The sequence below is a fragment of the Pseudomonas batumici genome, from assembly GCF_000820515.1.
GTDB classification, from domain to species: domain Bacteria; phylum Pseudomonadota; class Gammaproteobacteria; order Pseudomonadales; family Pseudomonadaceae; genus Aquipseudomonas; species Aquipseudomonas batumici.
The window spans coordinates 27,859-49,312 of record NZ_JXDG01000018.1 but is presented as its reverse complement, the minus strand read 5'-3'; the positions used below and the strand labels follow the sequence as shown (position 1 = coordinate 49,312).

Sequence of the window (21,454 nt, the reverse complement as noted above, 5' to 3'; positions counted from 1 at the left end):
GAGGGCAAATATTGTCCTGCCAGCGACGACCTTATGTCGCATTTATATATGAAGCTCAGAAAGCACAAAGGCCACCCGAAGGTGGCCTTTGTTGGTTTTGCGTCAGTTAAGCGCGAGGCTTACTTGACGGCCCAACCGGTCAGCTCGGCCAGGGCCTTGCCGATGTCTGCCAGCGAACGCACGGTTTTCACGCCGGCGTCTTGCAGGGCAGCGAACTTCTCGTCCGCAGTGCCTTTGCCGCCGGAGATGATTGCACCCGCATGGCCCATGCGCTTGCCCGGAGGAGCAGTCACACCCGCGATGTAGGAAACAACCGGCTTGGTCACGTGAGCCTTGATGTAGGCCGCCGCTTCTTCTTCAGCCGAACCGCCGATCTCGCCGATCATCACGATCGCTTCGGTCTTCGGGTCTTCCTGGAACAGCTTCAGGATGTCGATGAAGTTCGAGCCCGGGATCGGGTCACCGCCGATGCCGACGCAAGTCGACTGACCGAAACCGGCGTCAGTGGTCTGCTTCACAGCTTCGTAGGTCAGGGTGCCGGAACGGGAAACGATACCGACCTTGCCTGGCAAGTGAATGTGACCTGGCATGATGCCGATCTTGCATTCGCCTGGAGTGATCACGCCTGGGCAGTTAGGGCCGATCAGGGTGATACCCAGCTCGTCGCACTTGACCTTGGCATCCAGCATGTCCAGGGTAGGAATGCCTTCGGTGATGCAGACGATCAGCTTGATGCCGCCGAAAGCTGCTTCCAGGATCGAGTCCTTGCAGAAAGGAGCCGGAACGTAGATCACGCTGGCGGTGGCGCCAGTGGCGGCTACAGCTTCTTTCACGGTGTTGAACACCGGCAGACCCAGGTGCTCGGTGCCGCCTTTGCCCGGAGTTACGCCACCGACCATCTTGGTGCCGTATTCGATGGCTTGCTGGGTGTGGAAGCTGCCCTGCGAACCGGTGATACCCTGGCAGATAACCTTGGTGTCTTTATTGATCAGGACGCTCATTATTTGCCCTCCGCAGCTTTGACAACTTGTTGAGCAGCGTCGGTCAGGCTGGTAGCAGCGATGATGTTCAAGCCGCTTTCTGCCAGTACTTTAGCGCCCAGTTCAGCGTTGTTGCCTTCAAGGCGAACAACAACCGGGATTTTCACGCCGACTTCTTTCACAGCGCCGATGATGCCTTCGGCAATCATGTCGCAGCGAACGATGCCGCCGAAGATGTTGACCAGTACTGCAGCGACGTTGGTGTCGGACAGGATGATCTTGAACGCTTCGGTTACGCGTTCCTTGGTTGCACCGCCGCCCACGTCGAGGAAGTTGGCTGGCTTGCCGCCATGCAGGTTGACGATGTCCATGGTACCCATGGCCAGGCCGGCACCGTTGACCATGCAACCGATGTTGCCTTCCAGGGCTACGTAGTTCAGTTCGAACTTGGCAGCGTGCGCTTCGCGCGGATCGTCCTGGGACGGATCGTGGAAGGTTTTCAGCTTAGGCTGACGGTACATGGCGTTGGCGTCGATGTTGATCTTGGCATCGAGGCAATGCAGATCGCCGTCGGCCTTGATCACCAGCGGGTTCACTTCCAGCAGGGCCAGGTCGTGGTCCTGGAACAGCTTGGCCAGACCGACGAAGATCTTGGCGAACTGGGAAACCTGCTTGCCTTCCAGACCCAGCTGGAATGCCAGCTCGCGACCCTGGAATGGCTGGGCGCCAACCAGTGGATCGATAGTGGCCTTGAGGATTTTCTCAGGGGTGTCGTGAGCGATTTTCTCGATGTCCACGCCACCTTCGGTGGAAGCCATGAACACGATGCGACGGCTCGAACGGTCAACGACAGCGCCCAGGTACAGCTCTTTAGCGATATCAGTGCACGATTCAACCAGGATCTTGGTGACAGGCTGGCCATTGGCGTCAGTCTGATAGGTCACCAGACGCTTGCCCAGCCACTGCTGTGCGAAGGCTTTGGCGTCTTCTTTGCTGCGAACCAGCTTTACGCCGCCCGCTTTACCGCGACCACCGGCGTGGACCTGGGCTTTTACAACCCACTCGGAACCACCGATCTTGTCGCAAGCTTCTGCTGCTTCTTCCGGGGTGTCTACCGCGTAACCCTTGGATACTGGCAGGCCGTATTCAGCGAACAGCTGCTTACCCTGATACTCGTGAAGATTCATGCTTTTTACCGTCTTCGTTAGGTACTGCGCATTCGGTGCTGCACTGATTGCAGTGCCGCACCACCTGTGACTGCTGCTTGCGTCGCCTTCCGGTCGCCCGGTGAAACAACGCAAGACTGCGTCCAGCGGACGTTCCGCGGTGAGTCTTGCGCGCAAGGCTCACGACGGGCGGGCCGCCGTGGTTTCTTATTATCCGCTTAGCGTTTTTTCTTGTTGGCCACGTGGATGGCGCCGCCATTCACTGCCAATGCCGCTTCGTGCAACGCTTCGGACAGGGTCGGATGGGAGAAGACCATCATGCCCAGGTCCTCGGCACTGGTGCCGAATTCCATACCGATCGCGCCTTGCTGTACCAGCTCGGCAGCGCTTGGGCCAATCACGTGGACGCCCAGAACGCGGTCGGTCTTGGCATCGGCGATGACCTTGACGAAACCGCCGGTATCGTTGGCTGCCATGGCACGGCCACTGGCGGCGAACGGGAAGGTGCCGATGTTAACTTCAACGCCTTCGGCTTTCAAAGCCTGTTCGGTCTTGCCGACCCATGCGATTTCCGGATGGGTGTAGATAACCGAAGGGATCAGGTCGTAGTTCATCTGGGCCTTGTGGCCCTTGATGCGCTCAACCACCATGATGCCCTCTTCCGAGGCCTTGTGTGCCAGCATCATGCCACGAACCACGTCACCGATGGCGTAGACGCCCGGTACGGCGGTCGCGCAATGGTCGTCGACGTGCACGAAACCGCGCTCGTCCAGGACCACGCCGCAATCAGCGGACAGCAGGTCGGTGGTCACCGGACGACGGCCAACGGCAACGATCAGCTTGTCGAAGGTGATGGTCTGCTCGCCGGCGGAGTCGGTGTAGGTCACCACGACTTCCTTGCCCTTGTTGACCTTGGAACCGGTCACGCGTGCGCCCAGCTTGATGTCCAGACCCTGTTTGGTCAGGGTTTTCAGCGCTTCCTTGGAAACGGCGGTGTCGGCAGCCATCAGGAAGGTGTCCAGGGCTTCCAGGACCGTGACCTGGGCACCCAGGCGGGACCAGACGGAACCCAGTTCCAGACCGATCACACCGGCACCGATCACGCCCAGGCGCTTCGGCACTTCCTGGAACTCCAGGGCACCGGTGGAGTCGACGATCACGTTCTGGTCGACCGGAGCCGGTGGAATGTCGATCGGACGCGAGCCCGGAGCCAGGATGACGTTCTCGGCCTCGATCACTTCAACCGTGCCGTCTGGCTTGGTCACTTCGACTTTCTTGCCGGCCAGCAGCTTGCCGTGGCCTTCGATCGAGGTGACGCCATTGGCCTTGAACAGCATGGCCACGCCGCCGGTCAGGTTCTTGACGATACCGGCCTTGCGACCGACCATCGCCGGCACGTCCATCTTGACGGCACCGGTGGAGATACCGTGGACGGCGAACCCGTCCTTGGCTTCATGGTACTTCCAGGAGCTGTCCAGCAGCGCCTTGGACGGAATGCAGCCAACGTTCAGGCAAGTACCGCCGAGGGCCAGCTTGCCCTCTTTATCCTGGTACTTCTCGATGCAGGCAGTCTTGAGACCAAGTTGCGCTGCCTTGATGGCGGCTACATAGCCGCCAGGGCCCGCGCCAATCACTACCACGTCGAATTTCTGAGTCATGTGTCATTCCTTATCGAATCAAACCGGACGGCCCCTCGTGGGGACCGTCGTGGGACGAAGCTGATCGTTCACACAACGGGCAAGACGCAAGCGCCCTGCCCCTTGGGCGCAATCAGATATCCAGCAGCAGACGAGCCGGGTCTTCCAGCAGGTTCTTGATGGTCACCAGGAAAGACACTGCTTCCTTGCCGTCGATCAGGCGGTGATCGTAGGACAGCGCCAGGTACATCATCGGCAGGATCACCACTTCACCCTTGACCGCCATCGGGCGCTCATTGATGTTGTGCATGCCCAGGATGGCGGCTTGTGGCGGGTTGACGATCGGAGTCGACAGCAGGGAACCGAATGTACCACCGTTGGTGATGGTGAACGTACCACCGGTCATTTCGTCGATGGACAGCTTGCCGTCACGGGCCTTCTTGCCGAAGGTGGCGATGCCGTTCTCGATCTCGGCCAGGCTCATCAGCTCGGCGTTGCGCAGCACCGGGACCACCAGGCCACGGTCGCTGGACACCGCGACACCGACGTCGGAGTAGCCGTGGTAAACGATGTCGCCGCCGTCGATGGAAGCGTTGACCGCCGGGAAGCGTTTCAGCGCTTCGGTGGCCGCTTTCACGAAGAACGACATGAAGCCCAGGCGCACGCCATTGTGGGTCTTCTCGAACAGGTCCTTGTACTTCGAACGCAGGTCCATGATCGGCTTCATGTTCACTTCGTTGAAGGTGGTCAGCATCGCCATGTTCGACTGCGCTTCGACCAGGCGCTTGGCCACGGTGGCGCGCACGCGGGTCATCGGCACACGCTTCTCGACGCGGTCGCCGGCGGCGAACACAGGCGCGGCAGCGGCCGGAGCGGCAGCCTTGGCTGGAGCTGCGGCTGGTGCGGCTTTCTTGGCGGCAACAGCAGCCACCACGTCTTCCTTGGTCACACGACCGCCCTTGCCGGTGCCGGCAACGGAAGCGATGTTGATACCGTTTTCTTCAGCCAGCTTGCGAGCCGCCGGTGCAGCCACCGGATCGTCTTCGCCAGCAGCGGCAGGCGCGGCAGCCTGGGCAGCAGCCGCTGGAGCAGCGGCAGCGGCGGCAGGTGCAGCGGCGGCGGCGCCGCCTTCAACGATGGAGCCCAGGACTTCGTCGGACAGCACGGTGTCGCCTTCGCCCTTGACGATCGCGCCCAGCACGCCGTCGGCGGTCGCCAGTACTTCCAGGACCACTTTGTCGGTTTCGATGTCGACGATCAGCTCGTCACGCTTGACAGCGTCGCCCGGTTGCTTGTGCCAGGTGGCAACGGTGCCATCGGCAACCGATTCCGGGAAAGTGGGGGCTTTGATCTCGATAGCCATTATCTGTGGTTCCTTAAATTCGGTTTCAGGTGCGCGAAGGCGTTAAACAGTAAAAGCATCTTGCAGCAGTTTTTCCTGCTGCTCAGCGTGCATCGATGCATAACCACAAGCCGGTGCGGCAGAGGCCTCACGGCCGGCGTACTCAAGTACCAGCGACTTGTTGTGACCCGCAACGATACGACGCATGTGATGCTGGCTGCTGTACCAGGCGCCCTGGTTCATCGGCTCTTCCTGACACCAGACGATGTGCTTGAGGTGCTTGTACGGTGCCAGGACTTCGATCAGGTCGTCTTCAGGGAACGGATACAGTTGCTCGATACGCACGATGGCGATGTCGTCACGCTCTTCGGCACGGCGTTTTTCCAGCAGGTCGTAGTAGACCTTGCCGCTGCACAGAATCAGGCGCTGGACCTTTTTCGGATCCAGGGCGTCGATTTCCGGGATAACGGTCTGGAACGAACCTTCGGCCAGATCTTCCAGCGTGGAAATAGCCAGTTTGTGACGCAGCAGCGACTTCGGCGTCAGCACGATCAGCGGCTTGCGCAGCGGACGGATGACCTGGCGACGCAGCAAGTGGTAGATCTGTGCCGGGGTAGTCGGTACGCAGACCTGGACGTTGTGCTCGGCGCACAACTGCAGGTAGCGTTCCAGACGGGCCGAGGAGTGCTCCGGACCCTGACCTTCATAACCGTGCGGCAGCAGCATGGTCAGGCCGCACAGACGACCCCACTTGTGCTCGCCACTGGTGATGAACTGGTCGACAACCACCTGGGCACCGTTGGCGAAGTCGCCGAACTGGGCTTCCCAGATCACCAGCGCATTCGGCGTGGTGGTCGAGTAACCGTATTCGAATGCCAGTACCGCTTCTTCCGACAGGAACGAGTCATACAGGTCGAAGCGTGGCTGACCTTCGTACAGGTTCTGCAGCGGAATGTAGGTGCTTGCATCCTTCTGGTTGTGCAGCACGGCATGACGGTGCGAGAACGTACCGCGGCCGATGTCCTGGCCGGTCATGCGAATCGGGTGACCTTCGAACGCCAGGGTCGCGTACGCCATGGTTTCGGCGTAACCCCAGTTGATCGGCAGGCCGCCGGCTTGCATCTTCTGACGGTCTTCGTAGATCTTCGCGACCTGACGCTGGACCACGAAGCCTTCCGGGATCTCCAGCAGCTTGGCGGACAGTTCCTGCAGGGTCTTCAGGTCGAAGCGGGTGTCATGACGTGCGGTCCACGCGTGACCCAGGTATGGGCGCCAGTCGACGAACAACTCCTTGTTCGGTTCCTTGACCAGGCTCTTCACCACGTGCAGACCGTTGTCCAGGGCGCTGCGGTATTCATCGACCTTCGCCTGAACCCGCGCGTCATCCAGCACCTTGGCCTGGACCAGGCGCTCGGCATACAGCTCACGAGTGGTGCGCTGCTTGGTGATCTGCTGATACATCAGCGGCTGGGTACCGCTAGGTTCGTCGGCTTCGTTGTGGCCACGACGACGGTAGCAGACCAGGTCGATCACCACGTCGCGCTTGTACTGCATGCGGTAGTCGACCGCCAGCTGGGTCACGAACAGCACGGCTTCCGGATCATCACCATTCACATGGAGGATCGGCGCCTGGATCATTTTCGCGACGTCGGTGGCGTACTCGGTGGAACGCGAGTCCAGCGGGTTGCTGATGGTGAAACCGACCTGGTTGTTGATCACGATGTGGATCGTGCCGCCCGTCTTGAAGCCGCGGGTCTGCGACATCTGGAAGGTTTCCATGACCACGCCCTGACCGGCAAATGCCGCGTCACCGTGGAGGGAAATCGGCAGAACCTTGTCACCGCTGGCATCGTTGCGACGGTCCTGGCGGGCACGTACCGAACCCTCGACCACCGGGGAAACGATTTCCAGGTGGGATGGGTTGAACGCCATGGCCAGGTGGACTTCACCGCCGGTGGTCATCACGTTGGACGAGAAGCCCTGGTGGTATTTCACGTCACCGGAACCCAGCTCGACCTTCTTCTTGCCTTCGAACTCGTCGAACAGCTCACGCGGGTTCTTGCCGAAGGTGTTGACCAGCACGTTCAGGCGACCACGGTGGGCCATGCCGATGACGATTTCCTTGGTGCCGTAGGAGCCGGAACGCTGGATCATCTCGTCCAGCATCGGGATCAGGCTCTCGCCACCTTCCAGGCCGAAACGCTTGGTGCCCGGGTACTTGGTGCCCAGGTATTTTTCCAGGCCTTCGGCGGCGGTGACGCGCTCGAGCAGGTGGCTCTTGATGTCCGCGGAGAAGGTCGGACGGCCGCGCACGCTTTCCAGGCGCTGCTGGAACCAGTGGCGCTGCTCGGAGTCGACGATGTGCGTGAATTCAGCGCCGATGGTGCGGCAATATGTCTGCTGCAACGCTTCGTGAATTTCGCGTAGGCTCGCTTCCTCCTTGCCGATGAACAGGTCGCCGGCACGGAAGGTCGTATCAAGATCGGCATTGGTCAAGCCGTAATGATTGATCGACAGGTCTGCGGGTGCAGGACGCTGCCACAGTCCCAGCGGGTCGAGCTGGGCTGCCTGGTGGCCACGCATCCTGTAGGCCTGGATCAATCGCAGCACTTCAACCTGCTTCTTTTCGTGCTCACTGCTCACGCTGCCGGCGGAAACCGGTTGGGCGCGGCGCTGGTTCTTTGCCAGCAAGACGAAATGATCGCGGATTGTCGAGTGCGAAACATCAGTGGCAGCGTTGCCGTCAGCGGGCAACGTCTGGAATTTGGTGCGCCACTCTTCTGGCACAGCGTTAGGGTCGTGCAGGTAGAGCTCGTAGAGCTCTTCCACATAGGCAGCGTTACCACCTGAAAGATAGCCGCTATTCCACATGCGCTGCATCACGCTTTCTTGCATGCTTGGTCACCCTCGGTTAGGGGACACCATCGGCGAAAACACCGCGCAAGCTTGCAGAAGTCCGAATGCAGCGACAAAAACAAGCCACTTGGGATCACGCTGATAGTCCGGGTACCGGCCCGGATGCCCCTGCTGGTCTCATTTCTTCAAAAATAAGAGCCACAGCTTTATGAGCCGTTGCTCTGGTTATAGCCGGGGCGCGGGTTGAAGCCCACGCCCTGGCCTTTCTACGGTTACAGCGGTGCCACTTTTTACAACAACCGATTTACAGCAGCCGGGTTACAGCCGCTGAATCACACGCCGCTTTGCAGCAGCATGTTACGGATGTGACCGATGGCCTTGGTCGGATTGAGGCCCTTCGGACATACGTTGACGCAGTTCATGATCCCGCGGCAGCGGAAGACGCTGAACGGGTCATCCAGCGAAGCCAGACGCTCGCTGGTCTTGGTGTCGCGGCTGTCTGCCAGGAAGCGGTACGCTTGCAGCAGGGCGGCCGGGCCCAGGAACTTGTCCGGGTTCCACCAGAAGGACGGGCAGGAGGTCGAGCAGCACGCGCACAGGATGCACTCGTACAGACCGTCCAGCTTCTCGCGCTCTTCCGGAGACTGCAGACGCTCGATGGCCGGGGCCGGCGTGTCGTTCTGCAGGAATGGCTTCACCTTCTCGTATTGCTTGTAGAAGATGCTCATATCGACGACCAAGTCACGGATCACCGGCAAACCTGGCAGCGGACGCACCACCAGCTTGTTGCCCTTGACCACCGAGGACAGCGGCGTGATGCACGCCAGGCCGTTCTTGCCGTTGATGTTCATGCCATCGGAACCGCACACGCCTTCACGGCAGGAGCGACGATAGGAGAAACCTTCGTCCTGCTCTTTGATCAGGGCCAGTACGTCCAGCACCATCAAGTCCTTGCCACCGGTGTCGACCTGGAAAACCTGGGTTTTCGGCGCGGAATCGGTGTCAGGGTTGTAACGATAAACTTCGACTTGCAACATATCGATTACCCCTTAGTAAGTCCGGACTTTTGGTTCGAAAGTCGGAACGGTCTTCGGCGAGAAGTTAACGGCACGCTTGGTCACACGCTTCTCACCCGGGAAGTACAGGGTATGGCACAGCCAGTTTTCGTCGTCGCGCTCTTCAAAGTCTTCACGGGCGTGAGCACCGCGGGACTCTTTGCGATGCTCGGCAGCAATCGCGGTGGCTTCCGCCACTTCCAGCAGGTTTTGCAGCTCGAGGGCTTCGATACGCGCGGTATTGAAGGCCTGGGACTTGTCGTTGATCTTGACGTTGGCGATACGCTCGCGCAGGCCAGCCAACTGGGCGATACCCTTCTGCATGTATTCGCCGGTACGGAATACACCGAAGTAGTTCTGCATGCAGCTTTGCAGCTCGCGGCGCAGGGTGGCGACGTCTTCGCCGTCGGTGCGCTCGTTGAGCTTGGCCAGACGGTTCAGCGCCACATCGATGTCGGTGTCGCTGGCGTTGCGGTATTCGATACCTTCGGACAGCGCCTTTTCCAGGTGCAGGCCGGCCGCACGGCCGAAGACCACCAGGTCGAGCAGCGAGTTGCCGCCCAGGCGGTTGGCACCGTGAACCGATACGCACGCCACTTCACCGACCGCGAACAGGCCAGGAATGATGGTGTCGACGCCGTTGGCGTCCTGGGTGATCGCCTGACCATGGATGTTGGTGGCAACGCCGCCCATCATGTAGTGGCAAGTTGGAACCACCGGAACCGGAGCAACCACCGGATCGACGTGGGCGAAGGTCTTGGACAGTTCGCAGATGCCTGGCAGGCGGCTGTGCAGCACTTCCTCGCCGAGGTGGTCGAGCTTGAGCAGCACGTGGTCGCCGTTCGGGCCACAGCCGTTGCCGGCGATGATTTCCTTGACCATGGAACGGGCAACCACGTCGCGGCCGGCCAGGTCCTTGGCGTTCGGAGCATAACGCTCCATGAAACGCTCGCCGTGCTTGTTGATCAGGTAACCGCCTTCACCGCGGCAACCTTCGGTGACCAGTACACCGGCGCCGGCGATGCCGGTCGGGTGGAACTGCCACATTTCGATGTCTTGCACCGGTACGCCGGCACGCAAGGCCATGCCGACGCCGTCACCGGTGTTGATCAGGGCGTTGGTGGTGGACGAGTAGATACGACCTGCACCGCCGGTCGCCAGTACGGTGGCGTTGGCACGGATGTAGGAAGTTTCACCGGTTTCGATGCAGATCGCGATCACACCGACGAATGCGCCGTCCTGGTTCTTCACCAGGTCAACCGCGTAGTACTCGTTCAGGAAGGTGGTGCCCGCCTTCAGGTTGCCCTGATAGAGGGTGTGCAGCAGGGCGTGACCGGTACGGTCGGAAGCCGCGCAGGTACGTGCCGCCTGGCCGCCCTTGCCGAAGTCCTTGGACTGGCCGCCGAACGGACGCTGGTAGATGCGACCGGTTTCGGTACGGGAAAACGGCAGACCCATGTGGTCCAGTTCGAAGACCGCAGCCGGGCCTTCCTGACACATGTATTCGATAGCGTCCTGGTCACCGATGTAGTCGGAACCCTTGACGGTATCGTACATGTGCCAGCGCCAGTCGTCGTTCGGGTCGGCGGACGCGATGGCGCAGGTGATGCCGCCCTGGGCCGATACGGTGTGCGAACGGGTCGGGAACACCTTGGTGATCACCGCCGTCTTGTGACCGCCCTGGGCCAGTTGCAGCGCGGCACGCATGCCGGCACCGCCGCCGCCAATGATGATGGCGTCGAAAGAAATCGTTGGAATGTTAGCCATGAATCAGATACCCCAGAGAATCTGCACACCCCAGACGAAGTACGCGAACATCGCAACGCCGCATACCACCTGGAAAAGGAAACGCACGACAGTCGCGGACTTGCCGAACGCCATCGGCGTCAGGTAGTCGGTCGCGATGGTCCACATGCCGACCCAGGCGTGAGCGCCCAGGGCCACCAGGGCCAACAGACTGAAGATGCGCATCCCGCTGTGGGCGAACAGCCCGTGCCACTGGGCATAGCCCAGGCCCGGATTCGCAATGACGTATCCGATCAGGAAAATGAAGTAAGCCGCGAGAACGACCGCCGACACGCGCTGTGCCATCCAGTCATAGAGGCCCGAGCGCGAGAGGTTTGTGACGTTGGTTACCATATCCAGACTCCTGCCAGCACGATGATCACCACGGAAACGGCGATAACGATTTTCGAGCCCAGCTTGCCGCCTTCCAGCGTCTCACCGATGCCCATGTCCATGATCAGATGGCGCACGCCGGCAACCAGGTGATACAGCAAGGCGGACAGGATGCCCCAAATCACTAGCTTGGCTAGCGGACTGGTCAGACACGCTTTCACCTGACCGAAGCCTTCCTCGGAGCTCAGCGACTTGTCCAATGCGTAAAGCATGATGGCCAGGCTGACAAAGAGGATGACACCGGAAATACGGTGAAGAATGGACGTGTAAGCAGTGACTGGGAGTTTGATGGTCCTTAGGTCTAGGTTTACAGGTCGTTGGCTTTTCACGGCTTTTTTTTCACTGATGAGCCCTAACGATCAGGGCAAAGTTGTTGGGCAAGTGCACTGGTCAGGTACCCACCACCCAGGGAGTGACGACCCCCAATGAAAACAGGCCCAAAAGCCTCTGGCGGTCGGCTGCCGAGTATAGACAGTTAGGCTACTAATGACAACGCAAAGGACTACCCCTAATGGTGCATTGCGTTAGCGGGATAAAAGGCGTAAATAGCCGTCAATTTCGAGGAAAAGCTCCGCCCGAAGCCGCCTACAACAAGACTTTTGGCAAATTGACATTCGAATTTATCTCACTATAGTGGTGCGGGCCCTGCGTGGGGGGCCTGTCTGATGATTTCAAGCATAAATAGGAGGCCACATGGCTGACAAAAAAGCGCAGTTGATCATCGAGGGCGCAGCCCCCGTCGAGCTGCCCATTTTAACCGGCACCGTTGGTCCCGATGTAATCGACGTGCGGGGCCTGACGGCCACGGGCCGGTTCACATTCGACCCTGGCTTCATGTCGACCGCTTCCTGCGAGTCGAAGATTACCTATATCGACGGCGATAACGGCATCCTGCTGCACCGCGGCTACCCGATCGAGCAACTCGCCGAGAAATCGGACTACCTGGAAACCTGCTACCTGCTGCTCAACGGCGAACTGCCGACCGCAGAACAGAAAGCCCAGTTCGTCAGCACCGTGAAGAACCACACCATGGTGCACGAGCAGTTGAAGAGCTTCTTCAACGGCTTCCGTCGCGACGCCCACCCGATGGCCGTCATGTGCGGCGTAGTCGGCGCCCTGTCGGCCTTCTACCACGACTCGCTGGACATCAATAACGCCCAGCACCGCGAGATTTCCGCCATTCGCCTGGTCGCCAAGATGCCGACCCTGGCCGCGATGGTGTACAAGTACTCCATGGGCCAACCCATGATGTACCCGCGCAACGACCTGTCGTACGCGGAAAACTTCCTGCACATGATGTTCAACACCCCGTGCGAGATCAAACCGATCAGCCCGGTGCTCGCCAAGGCCATGGACCGGATCTTCATCCTCCATGCCGACCACGAGCAGAACGCTTCGACCTCCACCGTGCGCCTGGCGGGCTCCTCGGGTGCCAACCCGTTCGCCTGTATCGCCGCCGGTATCGCCGCGCTCTGGGGCCCTGCCCACGGCGGTGCGAACGAAGCGGTATTGACCATGCTCGATGAAATCGGCGATGTCTCGAACATCGATAAGTTCATCGCCAAGGCCAAGGACAAGAACGATCCGTTCAAGTTGATGGGCTTCGGTCACCGGGTCTACAAGAACCGCGACCCACGCGCCACCGTGATGAAGCAGACCTGCGACGAAGTGCTGAAAGAGCTGGGCATCAAAAACGATCCGCAGCTGGAACTGGCCATGCGTCTCGAAGAGATCGCCCTGACCGATCCGTACTTCATCGAGCGCTCGCTGTACCCGAACGTCGACTTCTACTCGGGGATCATTCTCAAGGCGATCGGCATTCCAACCAGCATGTTCACCGTGATCTTCGCCCTGGCGCGGACCGTGGGCTGGATCTCCCACTGGAAGGAAATGCTCTCCAGCCCGTACAAGATCGGCCGTCCGCGCCAGCTGTACACCGGCTACGAGTCCCGCGACATCACCAAGCTGGAAGACCGCAAGTAAGGTTTGCCTCGCGGTAACACCTTAGCTGCAACTGAAACGGCCTCTCGATAGAGGCCGTTTCTGTTTCTGGAGAACCTGCAAACGACACAAATCTGTAGGAGCCGGCTTGCTGGCGATGAACGATAACGCGGTGCACCTGATGCACCGCGTCGCACCTATCGCCAGCAAGCCGGCTCCTACAGGTCCGCGTCGCCCAAAGGCAATCTGCTAGACACCTGCATTACAGTGCGCGACAGCCTAATAAAAATGCCCCGGTCTCTCGACCGGGGCATTTCGTTTCAGCGCAGCTTATATGGACAACCCTTAGTGGGAAACCGCCCCGCTCGCCCCCAGGCCCGTCTGCGAACGCACGAACTGCGGGAAGAACAGCGCCCGCTCATTCTCGGCCGCCGTCGACTTGTCGGTGATGGAGAAGAACCAGATCCCGACGAAGGCAATGGCCATCGAGAACAGCGCCGGATACTCATACGGGAAAATGGCCTTCTCATGATGCATGATCTGCACCCAGATGGTCGGGCCGAGGATCATCAGGCCCACCGCACTGACCAACCCCATCCAACCGCCAATCATCGCGCCGCGGGTGGTCAACTTCTTCCAGTACATGGAAAGCAGCAGCACCGGGAAGTTGCAGCTGGCGGCAATGGAGAACGCCAGGCCGACCATGAACGCGATGTTCTGGCTTTCGAACAGGATGCCCAGGACGATCGCCAGCACGCCGAGGAGGATGGTGGTGATCTTCGAGACGCGGATCTCATCCTTTTCGTTGGCCTTGCCCCTCCTGATCACGTTGGCATACAGGTCATGGGACACCGCCGAAGCCCCGGCCAGGGTCAGACCGGAAACCACCGCCAGGATGGTGGCAAAGGCCACGGCCGAGATAAAACCGAGGAAGACATTGCCGCCCACTGCGTTGGCCAGGTGCACCGCCGCCATGTTGTTACCGCCGAGCAACGCGCCCGCGGCATCCTTGAACGCCGGATTGGTGCTCACCAGCAGGATCGCGCCAAAACCGATGATAAAGGTCAGGATATAGAAGTAGCCGATGAAACCGGTGGCGTACAACACACTCTTGCGCGCTTCCTTGGCATCGCTCACGGTGAAGAAGCGCATCAGGATGTGCGGCAGGCCGGCGGTGCCGAACATCAACGCCAGGCCCAGGGAGAAGGCCGAGACCGGATCCTTGACCAGGCCACCGGGACTCATGATCGCCTCGCCCTTGGGGTGAACCTTGATCGCTTCGGCAAACAGCGTGTTGAAGTCGAAGTTGACGTGCTTCATCACCATCAGCGCCATGAATGAAGCACCGGACAGCAACAACACCGCCTTGATGATCTGCACCCAGGTGGTGGCCAGCATGCCGCCGAACAGCACATAGAGGCACATCAGGACCCCCACCAGGATCACGGCCACGTAGTAGTCCAGGCCAAACAGCAACTGGATCAGCTTGCCGGCGCCGACCATCTGGGCGATCAGGTAGAACGCCACCACCACCAGCGAACCGCAGGCCGACAGCGAGCGGATCTGGGTTTGCCCGAGGCGATAGGAGGCGACGTCGGCAAAGGTGTACTTGCCCAGGTTGCGCAGGCGCTCGGCGATCAGGAACAGAATGATCGGCCAGCCCACCAGGAAGCCGATGGAGTAGATCAGGCCATCATAGCCCGAGGCGTAGACCAGCGCGGAAATCCCCAGGAAAGACGCCGCCGACATGTAGTCGCCGGCAATCGCCAGGCCGTTCTGGAGACCGGTGATCCTGCCGCCCGCGGCATAGTAGTCGGCCGCCGAACGGTTGTGCTTGGCAGCCCAGTAGGTGATGCCCAGGGTTGCGCCGACGAACACCACGAACATCGCAATGGCCGACACGTTGAGAGGTTGCTTGTGCACTTCGCCGGTCAGGGCGTCAGCCGCCAGGACCAGGGGCGCGAAGGCCGAAGCGGCCAATACCGCCAATAGACGTCGGATCATTGCCGGGCCTCCTTGAGAATCTCGTTGTTCAGGTCGTCGAATTCGCCATTGGCGCGACGCACATAGATGGCCGTCAGGACGAACGCCGAGACGATCAATCCGACACCCAACGGGATGCCCCAGGTAATGGAAGAGCCAGGGCTGATTTTCGCGCCCAGGATCTGTGGCCCATAGGCGATCAGCAGAATGAAAGCCGAGTAAAGCCCGAGCATGATCGCCGAGAGTATCCAGGCGAAGCGCTCCCGTTTCCTGACCAGCTCCTTGAAGCGGGGGCTGTTTTGAATCGAGAGGTAAATGCTGTCGTTCATTGTTTTTATCCTCGCAGCACAGATGAGTTGGAACGTATTCCACTTTAGGCGGCTATCGAACGGATTCCAGACGACCTTAGTATTAGAACGACATTACCTTTTCGCCAGTTTTTGGCCGAATAAACCCTCCTCCTGCAGGAGCAGCCGCAGCGCCTGGGTGCCAGACGCAAAAAGGCCGCATGACACGATGTCATGCGGCCTTTTCAGGGTATTACAGCGGTGGGAGGGTTACTTGGTCCACTCGGCTACGCGGTCCGGGTGCTTGGCAACCCAGTCCTTGGCCGCGGCATCCGGCTTGGCGCCGTCCTGGATGGCCAGCATGACTTCGCCGATCTCATCCTTGGACGCCCACTGGAACTTCTTCAGGAACGCCGCCACTTCCGGCGCCTTCGTCGCCAGCTCCTTGCTGCCGATGCTGTTGACGGTCTCGGCCGCGCCGTAGACGCCTTTCGGGTCTTCCAGGAAGCGCAGTTTCCACTTGGCGAACATCCAGTGCGGCACCCAACCGGTCACGGCAATGGATTCTTTCTTCTCTTCGGCACGGGTCAGTTCGGCGATCATCGCCGCGCCCGAACTGGCTTGCAGTTTGTAGTCCAGGCCATAGTCCTTGATCGCCTGATCGGTCTTGAGCATCACGCCCGAGCCCGCATCGATGCCGACGATCTTGTTCTTGAAGGTGGTGTCGGTTTTCAGATCGGCGACGGATTTGGCCTGGACATACTCAGGCACGATCAGGCCGATCTTGGCATCCTTGAAGTTGGGACCGTAGTCGACCACCTTGTCCTTGTTCTTGGCCCAGTACTCGCCGTGGGTCACCGGCAGCCAGGCCGAGAGCATGGCATCGAGCTTGCCGGTGGCAACGCCCTGCCACATGATCCCGGTCGCCACGGCCTGCAGCTTCACGTCGTAACCCAACTTCTGCTTGATCACCTCGGCCGCCACGTTGGTGGTGGCAACGCTGTCGGACCAGCCATCGACATAACCGATGGTCACTTCCTTGGCCGCGGCACTCACCTGGGTGGAGCCGATCGCAAGTGCCAGAACGGCACCGGCGCCTAAGAGTCGTCGCATCTTCATCGTTACTTCCCCGAAATGCTGCACCCGACGACTGCCGGGCGACGTCAACGTATTGTTATGGTGCACAGCGCCCCCATCACGCCTCATCGCCAAACCCGTTCGATCATCAGCGGAGTACTGACGCCCTGATCATCAACCTGACTCACCCATCGACCTGCTCTGACAGCGACCTCAAGGCAGCGAGAAACGACATCAGAACGCCAGTAATCGGGGGGCCTGAGAATGCCCCTCATTTGTTGCGCCCGAACTTTGCATGACAAAACACTGCGCGGCCCGACAGCCTGGGGAAATCCGGGTAATATGCGCGGCTTTGTTCCCATACGGCCCGACCATGTCCGCCACTGTCCGCTTCCCGATCCTCGCTTATTTGTTCGCCTGCCTGCTCGGCCTCCTGGCTCTCGGCGGCTTCTGGTATGGCCTCGGCCAGCCGGTGATCCTGCCCGATGCGGCGACACCGACCCACAAGCTGCAATGTGCCTCCTATACCCCGTTCGACAAGGACCAATCGCCCTTCGACCAGCCGTTCACCCCGCGCCTGGAACGCATGGACGCCGACCTGGCCCTGCTGGCAACGCGCTTCGAGTGCATTCGCACCTACTCCATGACCGGCCTCGAAGCGCTGCCGGAACTGGCGCGCAAGCACGGTCTGAAAATGATGATCGGTGCCTGGGTCAGCAGCGACCCGCTGGCCACCGAGAAGGAGGTCGACGCCCTGATCGCTTCGGCCAACGCCAACGCCGATGTGGTCAGCGCGGTGATCGTCGGCAATGAAGCGCTGCTGCGCAAGGAGGTCACCGGCGATCAACTGGTCAAGTTGATCCACAAGGTCAAGGCCCATGTGCAGCAGCCGGTGACCTATGCCGACGTCTGGGTGTTCTGGCTCGAACATCCGCAGGTCGCCCCCGCCGTGGACTTCCTGACCATTCACCTGCTGCCGTACTGGGAAAACGATCCCTCCGGCATCGACCGCGCCCTTGATCATGTCGCCCAGGTGCGCGAGGTGTTCGGCAAGCAGTTCGCGCCCAAGGACATCCTGATCGGCGAAACCGGCTGGCCGAGCGAAGGCCGCCAGCGCGAAACCGCGCTGCCGAGCCGGGTCAACGAAGCCAAGTTCATTCGCGGCTTCGCCGCCCTGGCCGAGCAGAACGGCTGGCACTACAACCTGATCGAGGCCTTCGACCAGCCGTGGAAACGCGGTAGCGAGGGCGCCGTCGGCGGCTACTGGGGCCTGTTCGATGCCGATCGCCAGGACAAGGGCGTGTTGGCCGGTCCCGTCTCGAACCTGCCGTACTGGCCACAGTGGCTGGGGTTGGGTGGGCTGATCTTCCTCGGCACACTGCTGCTCGCCGGGCGCGTACGCAACACGCGGGCGGCGCTGCTGTTACCGTTGCTCGGGGCGTTGGCGGGCTGTTCCATTGGCGCCTGGGGCGAGCTGGCGCGGGTCACCAGCCGGTTTACCGGCGAATGGATCTGGGCCGGCTTGCTGCTGGTATTGAACCTGCTGGTACTGGCGCATGCGGCGCTGGCCCTCGGTAGCCAGGCCGGCTGGCGTGCCGGGCTGTTCAAAGGGTTGGAGCAACGCGCCGGCTGGCTGCTGGCAGGCGCCGGCTTTGCCGCCGCGGTGATGATGCTGGAGCTGGTGTTCGATCCGCGCTACCGCAGCTTTCCTAGCGCGGCCTTGCTGTTGCCGGCGTTGGTGTTCCTGGTGCGTCCGGTAGCGGGTCCGCGTCGGGAGATCGGCCTGCTGGCACTGATCATCGGGGCCGGGATTGCCCCGCAACTGTACCGTGAAGGCCTGGAAAACCTGCAGGCCTGGGGCTGGGCGCTGGTCAGCGTGATGATGGTTGCGGCGCTGTGGCGCAGCGTGCGGGTGGGTAAACTACAGGTAGATCTTGCTTCCGGGCTCGACGCTATTTCGCGCTGAAACACCACCTTGTGGGAGCCGGCTTGCTGGCGATGAGGCCCTCAAGCCTTGCACCGTTCATACGGACGCTATCGCCGGCAAGCCGGCTCCCACAATTGACCGCGCAGGCCGTAGTGGTGAGTTCAGGGTCGAGACCGCAGCTATAGCCCCATCAGGCCGATCGCACCAACCGCAACCCCGCAATCACCAGCGCAAATACCGCGAGGCTGGTGTTGTACAACGCCAGCGCCGGAAACCCGGCCAGCAGCGCCAGCACCGCCAACCCTCGCCCCAAGCGACCCGGTGCCACAAAAGCCAACACTGCCGCGCCCAGTGCCGTCCAGCCCAGCGCCTCGAAGTGGATCAACCAGCCCAGGTTGGAACGCGCCTGGCACTGCCAGCGCAGCGCCTCATCCACGCACACCCCGACCCACTGGCCGTCCTCCATCAACCCATAACGCACGCCATAACTGGCGGCCAGCCACAACGGCAGGACAATAAGCAGCAGGACCAGCGGCAAACGGCGAGACATGGACAACTCCGATAAGCGAAAACGGCGCCCAGCATAATCGCCAGAATCGCCTATGCAAGCTCCCGCAACACATAACTGTCCGGCAAACTGCGGCAAAGTGTATCGTTGCGCGGGAATTATCCATGGTGCCCCTGTCTAAAATGCTTTTTTAGCGTCGGGACATGGCACTTCAGCAGTAGCCCGGTGGTCATAACCTGCGGTACTCATTCAGCATTTTCCTTCAAAGGGATGTAGTCATGCTCCTTTCTCTGCGCGTCGCCGCCTTTCTCGGCGGTCTCATCCTGAGCGCGTCCGCCCTGGCCGTCGATGTCGACGCTGCCAGCTATGGCTACCCGTTGACCAACCCGTTCGAAGCGACCATCGCCACCACGCCGCCGAACCTGCGACCGACACTGCCCGACGACGACAGCATCCGGCAAGCGGACTACAGCCTCAAACTGCGCCCGGAACGCGACTTCATCCTCCCGGACAATTTCTGGGCGGTGAAGAAGCTCACCTACCGCCTGGCCCGACAGGATCACCCCGCCCCGCTGATCTTCCTGATCTCCGGCACCGGCGCGCGCTACGACAGCAGCATCAACGAATACCTGAAGAAGCTCTACTACCAGGCCGGCTACCACGTCGTGCAGTTGTCGTCGCCCACCAGCTTCGACTTCATGAGCGCCGCCTCGCGCTTCGCCACCCCCGGCGTCAGCAAGGAGGATGCGGAAGACCTGTACCGGGTCATGCAGGCCGTGCGCGCCCAGCAGCCGAACCTGCCGATCACCGACTTCTATCTCAGCGGCTACAGCCTCGGTGCCCTGGACGCGGCCTTCGTCAGCAAACTGGATGAAACCCGGCGCAGCTTCAACTTCAAGAAAGTCCTGCTGCTCAATCCGCCGGTCAACCTCTACACCTCGGTCACCAACCTGGACAAGCTGGTCCAGACCGAAGTCAAGGGTGTCACCAACACCACCACCTTCTATGAGCTGGTGCTCGGCAAGCTGACCCGCTACTTCCAGAAAAAGGGCTACATCGACCTCAACGACGCCCTGCTCTACGACTTCCAGCAGTCCCGGCAACACCTGAGCAACGAACAGATGGCCATGCTGATCGGCACCACCTTCCGCTTTTCGGCGGCGGACATTGCCTTCACCTCGGACCTGATCAACCGCCGCGGCCTGATCACCCCGCCGAAATATCCGATCACCGAAGGCACCAGCCTCACGCCCATGCTCAAGCGCGCCCTGCAATGCGATTTCGACTGCTACCTGACCGAACAGGTGATCCCGATGTGGCGCGCCCGCACCGACGGCGGCAGCATCTTGCAACTGATCGACCAGGTCAGCCTCTACGCCCTCAAGGACTACCTGCACGACAGCCGGAAAATCGCCGTGATGCACAACGCCGACGACGTGATCCTCGGCCCCGGCGACCTGGGCTTCCTGCGCCGCACCTTTGGCGATCGTCTGACGGTCTACCCCCATGGCGGCCACTGCGGCAACCTCAATTACCGCGTCAACGCCGACGCCATGCTGGAGTTCTTCCGTGGCTAAATCTCTCCTGCTGCTCGCGGCGTTGTTCTGCGCAGCCCCTGCCCTGGCCGACAACAGCAAGGCGCACGATCCCGTGGTGCCGGACCCGGACGGTTTCACCGAACCGTTGAAACGGCTCAAATTCAATCCGGGCCTGGACCAGCGTGAATTCGAACGTTCGACCCTCAACGCCCTGAGCGTCTACGACCCGCTGGAGTCCTGGAACCGCCGGGTCTACCACTTCAACTACCGTTTCGACGAATGGGTGTTCCTGCCGGCGGTCGATGGCTACCGCTACGTGACGCCGACCTTCCTGCGCGAGGGCGTGAGCCACTTCTTCAGTAACCTGGGGGATGTCACCAACCTGCTCAACAGCCTGCTCCAGTTCAAGGGCAAGCGGGCACTGGACACCACCGGACGCCTGCTGCTCAACACCACCATCGGCATCGCCGGCCTGTGGGACCCGGCCACCAAAATGGGCCTGCCGCGCCAGGCTGAGGACTTCGGCCAGACCCTGGGCTTCTATGGCGTGCCGGGCGGGGCGTATCTGGTGCTGCCGTTCTTCGGTCCGTCGAACCTGCGCGATACCGGTGGGCTGGTGTTCGACTTCGCCGCCGCATCGCAGATCAACTTCCTCAACGTCTCGCAGGTCAGCTCTGACCATCCGGAAATCTATCTGCTGGAGGCCATCGACAAGCGCTACACCACCAACTTCCGCTACGGCCAGTTGAACTCACCGTTCGAATACGAGAAAGTCCGTTACGTGTACACCGAGGCGCGCAAGTTGCAGATCGCCGAATAACCCCGGACCTGGAAACGCCGCGAAACCTGTAGGAGCCGGCTTGCTGGCGATGGCGTCCGTATGAGCACCACAGGGCTCGAGGGCCTCATCGCTGCGGTGCGGCGTCCCGACAAGCCAGCTCCTACAGGGTGGTGCTGTGTTCTCGAATATCAAGACCCA

General features: G+C 60.8%; 17 protein-coding genes. 4 read left to right on the top strand and 13 right to left on the bottom strand.

Annotation, left to right across the window (positions count from 1 at the left end; all coding sequences use genetic code 11):
* Positions 1-119 precede the first annotated feature (119 nt).
* From sucD to sdhC, 9 genes are all read right to left on the bottom strand, one after another.
* Positions 120-1,001 (bottom strand): succinate--CoA ligase subunit alpha, encoded by an 882-nt coding sequence (sucD, locus tag UCMB321_RS08295; protein ID WP_040065301.1) that lies wholly within the window; start codon positions 999-1,001, stop codon positions 120-122.
* Positions 1,001-2,167 carry an ADP-forming succinate--CoA ligase subunit beta gene (sucC, locus tag UCMB321_RS08290; RefSeq protein ID WP_040065299.1) on the bottom strand — a complete coding sequence of 389 codons (1,167 nt, stop codon included), beginning with the start codon at positions 2,165-2,167 and terminating at the stop codon, positions 1,001-1,003. Before sucC ends, sucD begins: the two co-directional genes overlap by 1 nt.
* A gap of 197 nt (positions 2,168-2,364) precedes the next feature.
* Positions 2,365-3,804 carry a dihydrolipoyl dehydrogenase gene (gene lpdA, locus UCMB321_RS08285; protein ID WP_040065297.1) on the bottom strand — a complete coding sequence of 480 codons (1,440 nt, stop codon included), beginning with the start codon at positions 3,802-3,804 and terminating at the stop codon, positions 2,365-2,367.
* 112 nt (positions 3,805-3,916) lie between these two features.
* A complete protein-coding gene (gene odhB / locus UCMB321_RS08280) occupies positions 3,917-5,146 on the bottom strand; it encodes a 2-oxoglutarate dehydrogenase complex dihydrolipoyllysine-residue succinyltransferase (protein WP_040065294.1) in 1,230 nt (409 codons plus the stop codon).
* A gap of 42 nt (positions 5,147-5,188) precedes the next feature.
* Positions 5,189-8,020: a 2-oxoglutarate dehydrogenase E1 component gene (locus UCMB321_RS08275; protein WP_040065292.1), complete on the bottom strand. Its 2,832-nt coding sequence runs from the start codon at positions 8,018-8,020 to the stop codon at positions 5,189-5,191.
* Positions 8,021-8,313: 293 nt separating this feature from the next.
* Positions 8,314-9,018: a succinate dehydrogenase iron-sulfur subunit gene (locus tag UCMB321_RS08270; protein WP_040065291.1), complete on the bottom strand. Its 705-nt coding sequence runs from the start codon at positions 9,016-9,018 to the stop codon at positions 8,314-8,316.
* A gap of 12 nt (positions 9,019-9,030) precedes the next feature.
* Complete coding sequence (gene sdhA / locus UCMB321_RS08265) at positions 9,031-10,803, bottom strand: succinate dehydrogenase flavoprotein subunit (protein ID WP_040065289.1); 1,773 nt, start codon at positions 10,801-10,803, stop codon at positions 9,031-9,033.
* Positions 10,804-10,806: 3 nt separating this feature from the next.
* The gene (gene sdhD / locus UCMB321_RS08260) at positions 10,807-11,175 is read right to left on the bottom strand and encodes a succinate dehydrogenase, hydrophobic membrane anchor protein (RefSeq protein WP_040065287.1); all 369 of its coding nucleotides are present in this window, start codon (positions 11,173-11,175) and stop codon (positions 10,807-10,809) included.
* Complete coding sequence (sdhC, locus tag UCMB321_RS08255; RefSeq protein WP_040065285.1) at positions 11,169-11,543, bottom strand: succinate dehydrogenase, cytochrome b556 subunit; 375 nt, start codon at positions 11,541-11,543, stop codon at positions 11,169-11,171. Before sdhC ends, sdhD begins: the two co-directional genes overlap by 7 nt.
* A 364-nt stretch (positions 11,544-11,907) precedes the next feature.
* Here sdhC and gltA point away from each other — a divergent pair, with 364 nt between their 5' ends.
* The gene (gene gltA / locus UCMB321_RS08250; protein WP_040065283.1) at positions 11,908-13,197 is read left to right on the top strand and encodes a citrate synthase; all 1,290 of its coding nucleotides are present in this window, start codon (positions 11,908-11,910) and stop codon (positions 13,195-13,197) included.
* A 303-nt stretch (positions 13,198-13,500) separates the two neighbouring features.
* Here gltA and UCMB321_RS08245 read toward each other — a convergent pair whose 3' ends face one another.
* The 3 genes from UCMB321_RS08245 to UCMB321_RS08235 form a co-directional block, all read right to left on the bottom strand.
* Positions 13,501-15,159, bottom strand: a complete 1,659-nt coding sequence (locus tag UCMB321_RS08245) for a cation acetate symporter (RefSeq protein WP_040065281.1) — start codon at positions 15,157-15,159, stop codon at positions 13,501-13,503.
* Positions 15,156-15,467 (bottom strand): DUF485 domain-containing protein, encoded by a 312-nt coding sequence (locus UCMB321_RS08240; protein ID WP_040065279.1) that lies wholly within the window; start codon positions 15,465-15,467, stop codon positions 15,156-15,158. The genes UCMB321_RS08245 and UCMB321_RS08240 overlap by 4 nt, the downstream gene beginning before the upstream one ends.
* A 228-nt stretch (positions 15,468-15,695) precedes the next feature.
* Complete coding sequence (locus tag UCMB321_RS08235) at positions 15,696-16,544, bottom strand: glycine betaine ABC transporter substrate-binding protein (RefSeq protein ID WP_040065277.1); 849 nt, start codon at positions 16,542-16,544, stop codon at positions 15,696-15,698.
* Between the two features lie 331 nt (positions 16,545-16,875).
* Between UCMB321_RS08235 and UCMB321_RS08230 the strand changes: the two genes are divergently transcribed.
* Positions 16,876-18,468: a glycoside hydrolase family 17 protein gene (locus UCMB321_RS08230; RefSeq protein ID WP_052451098.1), complete on the top strand. Its 1,593-nt coding sequence runs from the start codon at positions 16,876-16,878 to the stop codon at positions 18,466-18,468.
* A 151-nt stretch (positions 18,469-18,619) separates the two neighbouring features.
* Here UCMB321_RS08230 and UCMB321_RS08225 read toward each other — a convergent pair whose 3' ends face one another.
* Positions 18,620-18,979 (bottom strand): hypothetical protein, encoded by a 360-nt coding sequence (locus tag UCMB321_RS08225; RefSeq protein WP_040065275.1) that lies wholly within the window; start codon positions 18,977-18,979, stop codon positions 18,620-18,622.
* 236 nt (positions 18,980-19,215) lie between these two features.
* Here UCMB321_RS08225 and UCMB321_RS08220 point away from each other — a divergent pair, with 236 nt between their 5' ends.
* Positions 19,216-20,514, top strand: a complete 1,299-nt coding sequence (locus tag UCMB321_RS08220; protein ID WP_040065272.1) for a serine/threonine protein kinase — start codon at positions 19,216-19,218, stop codon at positions 20,512-20,514.
* On the top strand, positions 20,507-21,295 hold the full coding sequence (locus UCMB321_RS08215) for an MlaA family lipoprotein (RefSeq protein WP_040065271.1): 789 nt from the start codon (positions 20,507-20,509) through the stop codon (positions 21,293-21,295). Before UCMB321_RS08220 ends, UCMB321_RS08215 begins: the two co-directional genes overlap by 8 nt.
* The last annotated feature ends 159 nt before the right edge of the window (positions 21,296-21,454 follow it).

Excerpts from the sequence above, each read along its gene's own strand:
- UCMB321_RS08270 (WP_040065291.1), bottom strand. The coding sequence starts at position 9,018 with ATGTTGCAAGTCGAAGTTTATCGTTACAACCCTGACACCGATTCCGCG.
- sdhA (WP_040065289.1), bottom strand. The coding sequence starts at position 10,803 with ATGGCTAACATTCCAACGATTTCTTTCGACGCCATCATCATTGGCGGC.
- UCMB321_RS08230 (WP_052451098.1), top strand. The coding sequence starts at position 16,876 with ATGTCCGCCACTGTCCGCTTCCCGATCCTCGCTTATTTGTTCGCCTGC.
- UCMB321_RS08220 (WP_040065272.1), top strand. The coding sequence starts at position 19,216 with ATGCTCCTTTCTCTGCGCGTCGCCGCCTTTCTCGGCGGTCTCATCCTG.
- sdhD (WP_040065287.1), bottom strand. The coding sequence starts at position 11,175 with ATGGTAACCAACGTCACAAACCTCTCGCGCTCGGGCCTCTATGACTGG.
- UCMB321_RS08275 (WP_040065292.1), bottom strand. The coding sequence starts at position 8,020 with ATGCAAGAAAGCGTGATGCAGCGCATGTGGAATAGCGGCTATCTTTCA.
- odhB (WP_040065294.1), bottom strand. The coding sequence starts at position 5,146 with ATGGCTATCGAGATCAAAGCCCCCACTTTCCCGGAATCGGTTGCCGAT.
- UCMB321_RS08235 (WP_040065277.1), bottom strand. The coding sequence starts at position 16,544 with ATGAAGATGCGACGACTCTTAGGCGCCGGTGCCGTTCTGGCACTTGCG.
- sucC (WP_040065299.1), bottom strand. The coding sequence starts at position 2,167 with ATGAATCTTCACGAGTATCAGGGTAAGCAGCTGTTCGCTGAATACGGC.
- UCMB321_RS08225 (WP_040065275.1), bottom strand. The coding sequence starts at position 18,979 with ATGTCTCGCCGTTTGCCGCTGGTCCTGCTGCTTATTGTCCTGCCGTTG.
- UCMB321_RS08245 (WP_040065281.1), bottom strand. The coding sequence starts at position 15,159 with ATGATCCGACGTCTATTGGCGGTATTGGCCGCTTCGGCCTTCGCGCCC.
- gltA (WP_040065283.1), top strand. The coding sequence starts at position 11,908 with ATGGCTGACAAAAAAGCGCAGTTGATCATCGAGGGCGCAGCCCCCGTC.
- UCMB321_RS08240 (WP_040065279.1), bottom strand. The coding sequence starts at position 15,467 with ATGAACGACAGCATTTACCTCTCGATTCAAAACAGCCCCCGCTTCAAG.
- lpdA (WP_040065297.1), bottom strand. The coding sequence starts at position 3,804 with ATGACTCAGAAATTCGACGTGGTAGTGATTGGCGCGGGCCCTGGCGGC.
- sucD (WP_040065301.1), bottom strand. The coding sequence starts at position 1,001 with ATGAGCGTCCTGATCAATAAAGACACCAAGGTTATCTGCCAGGGTATC.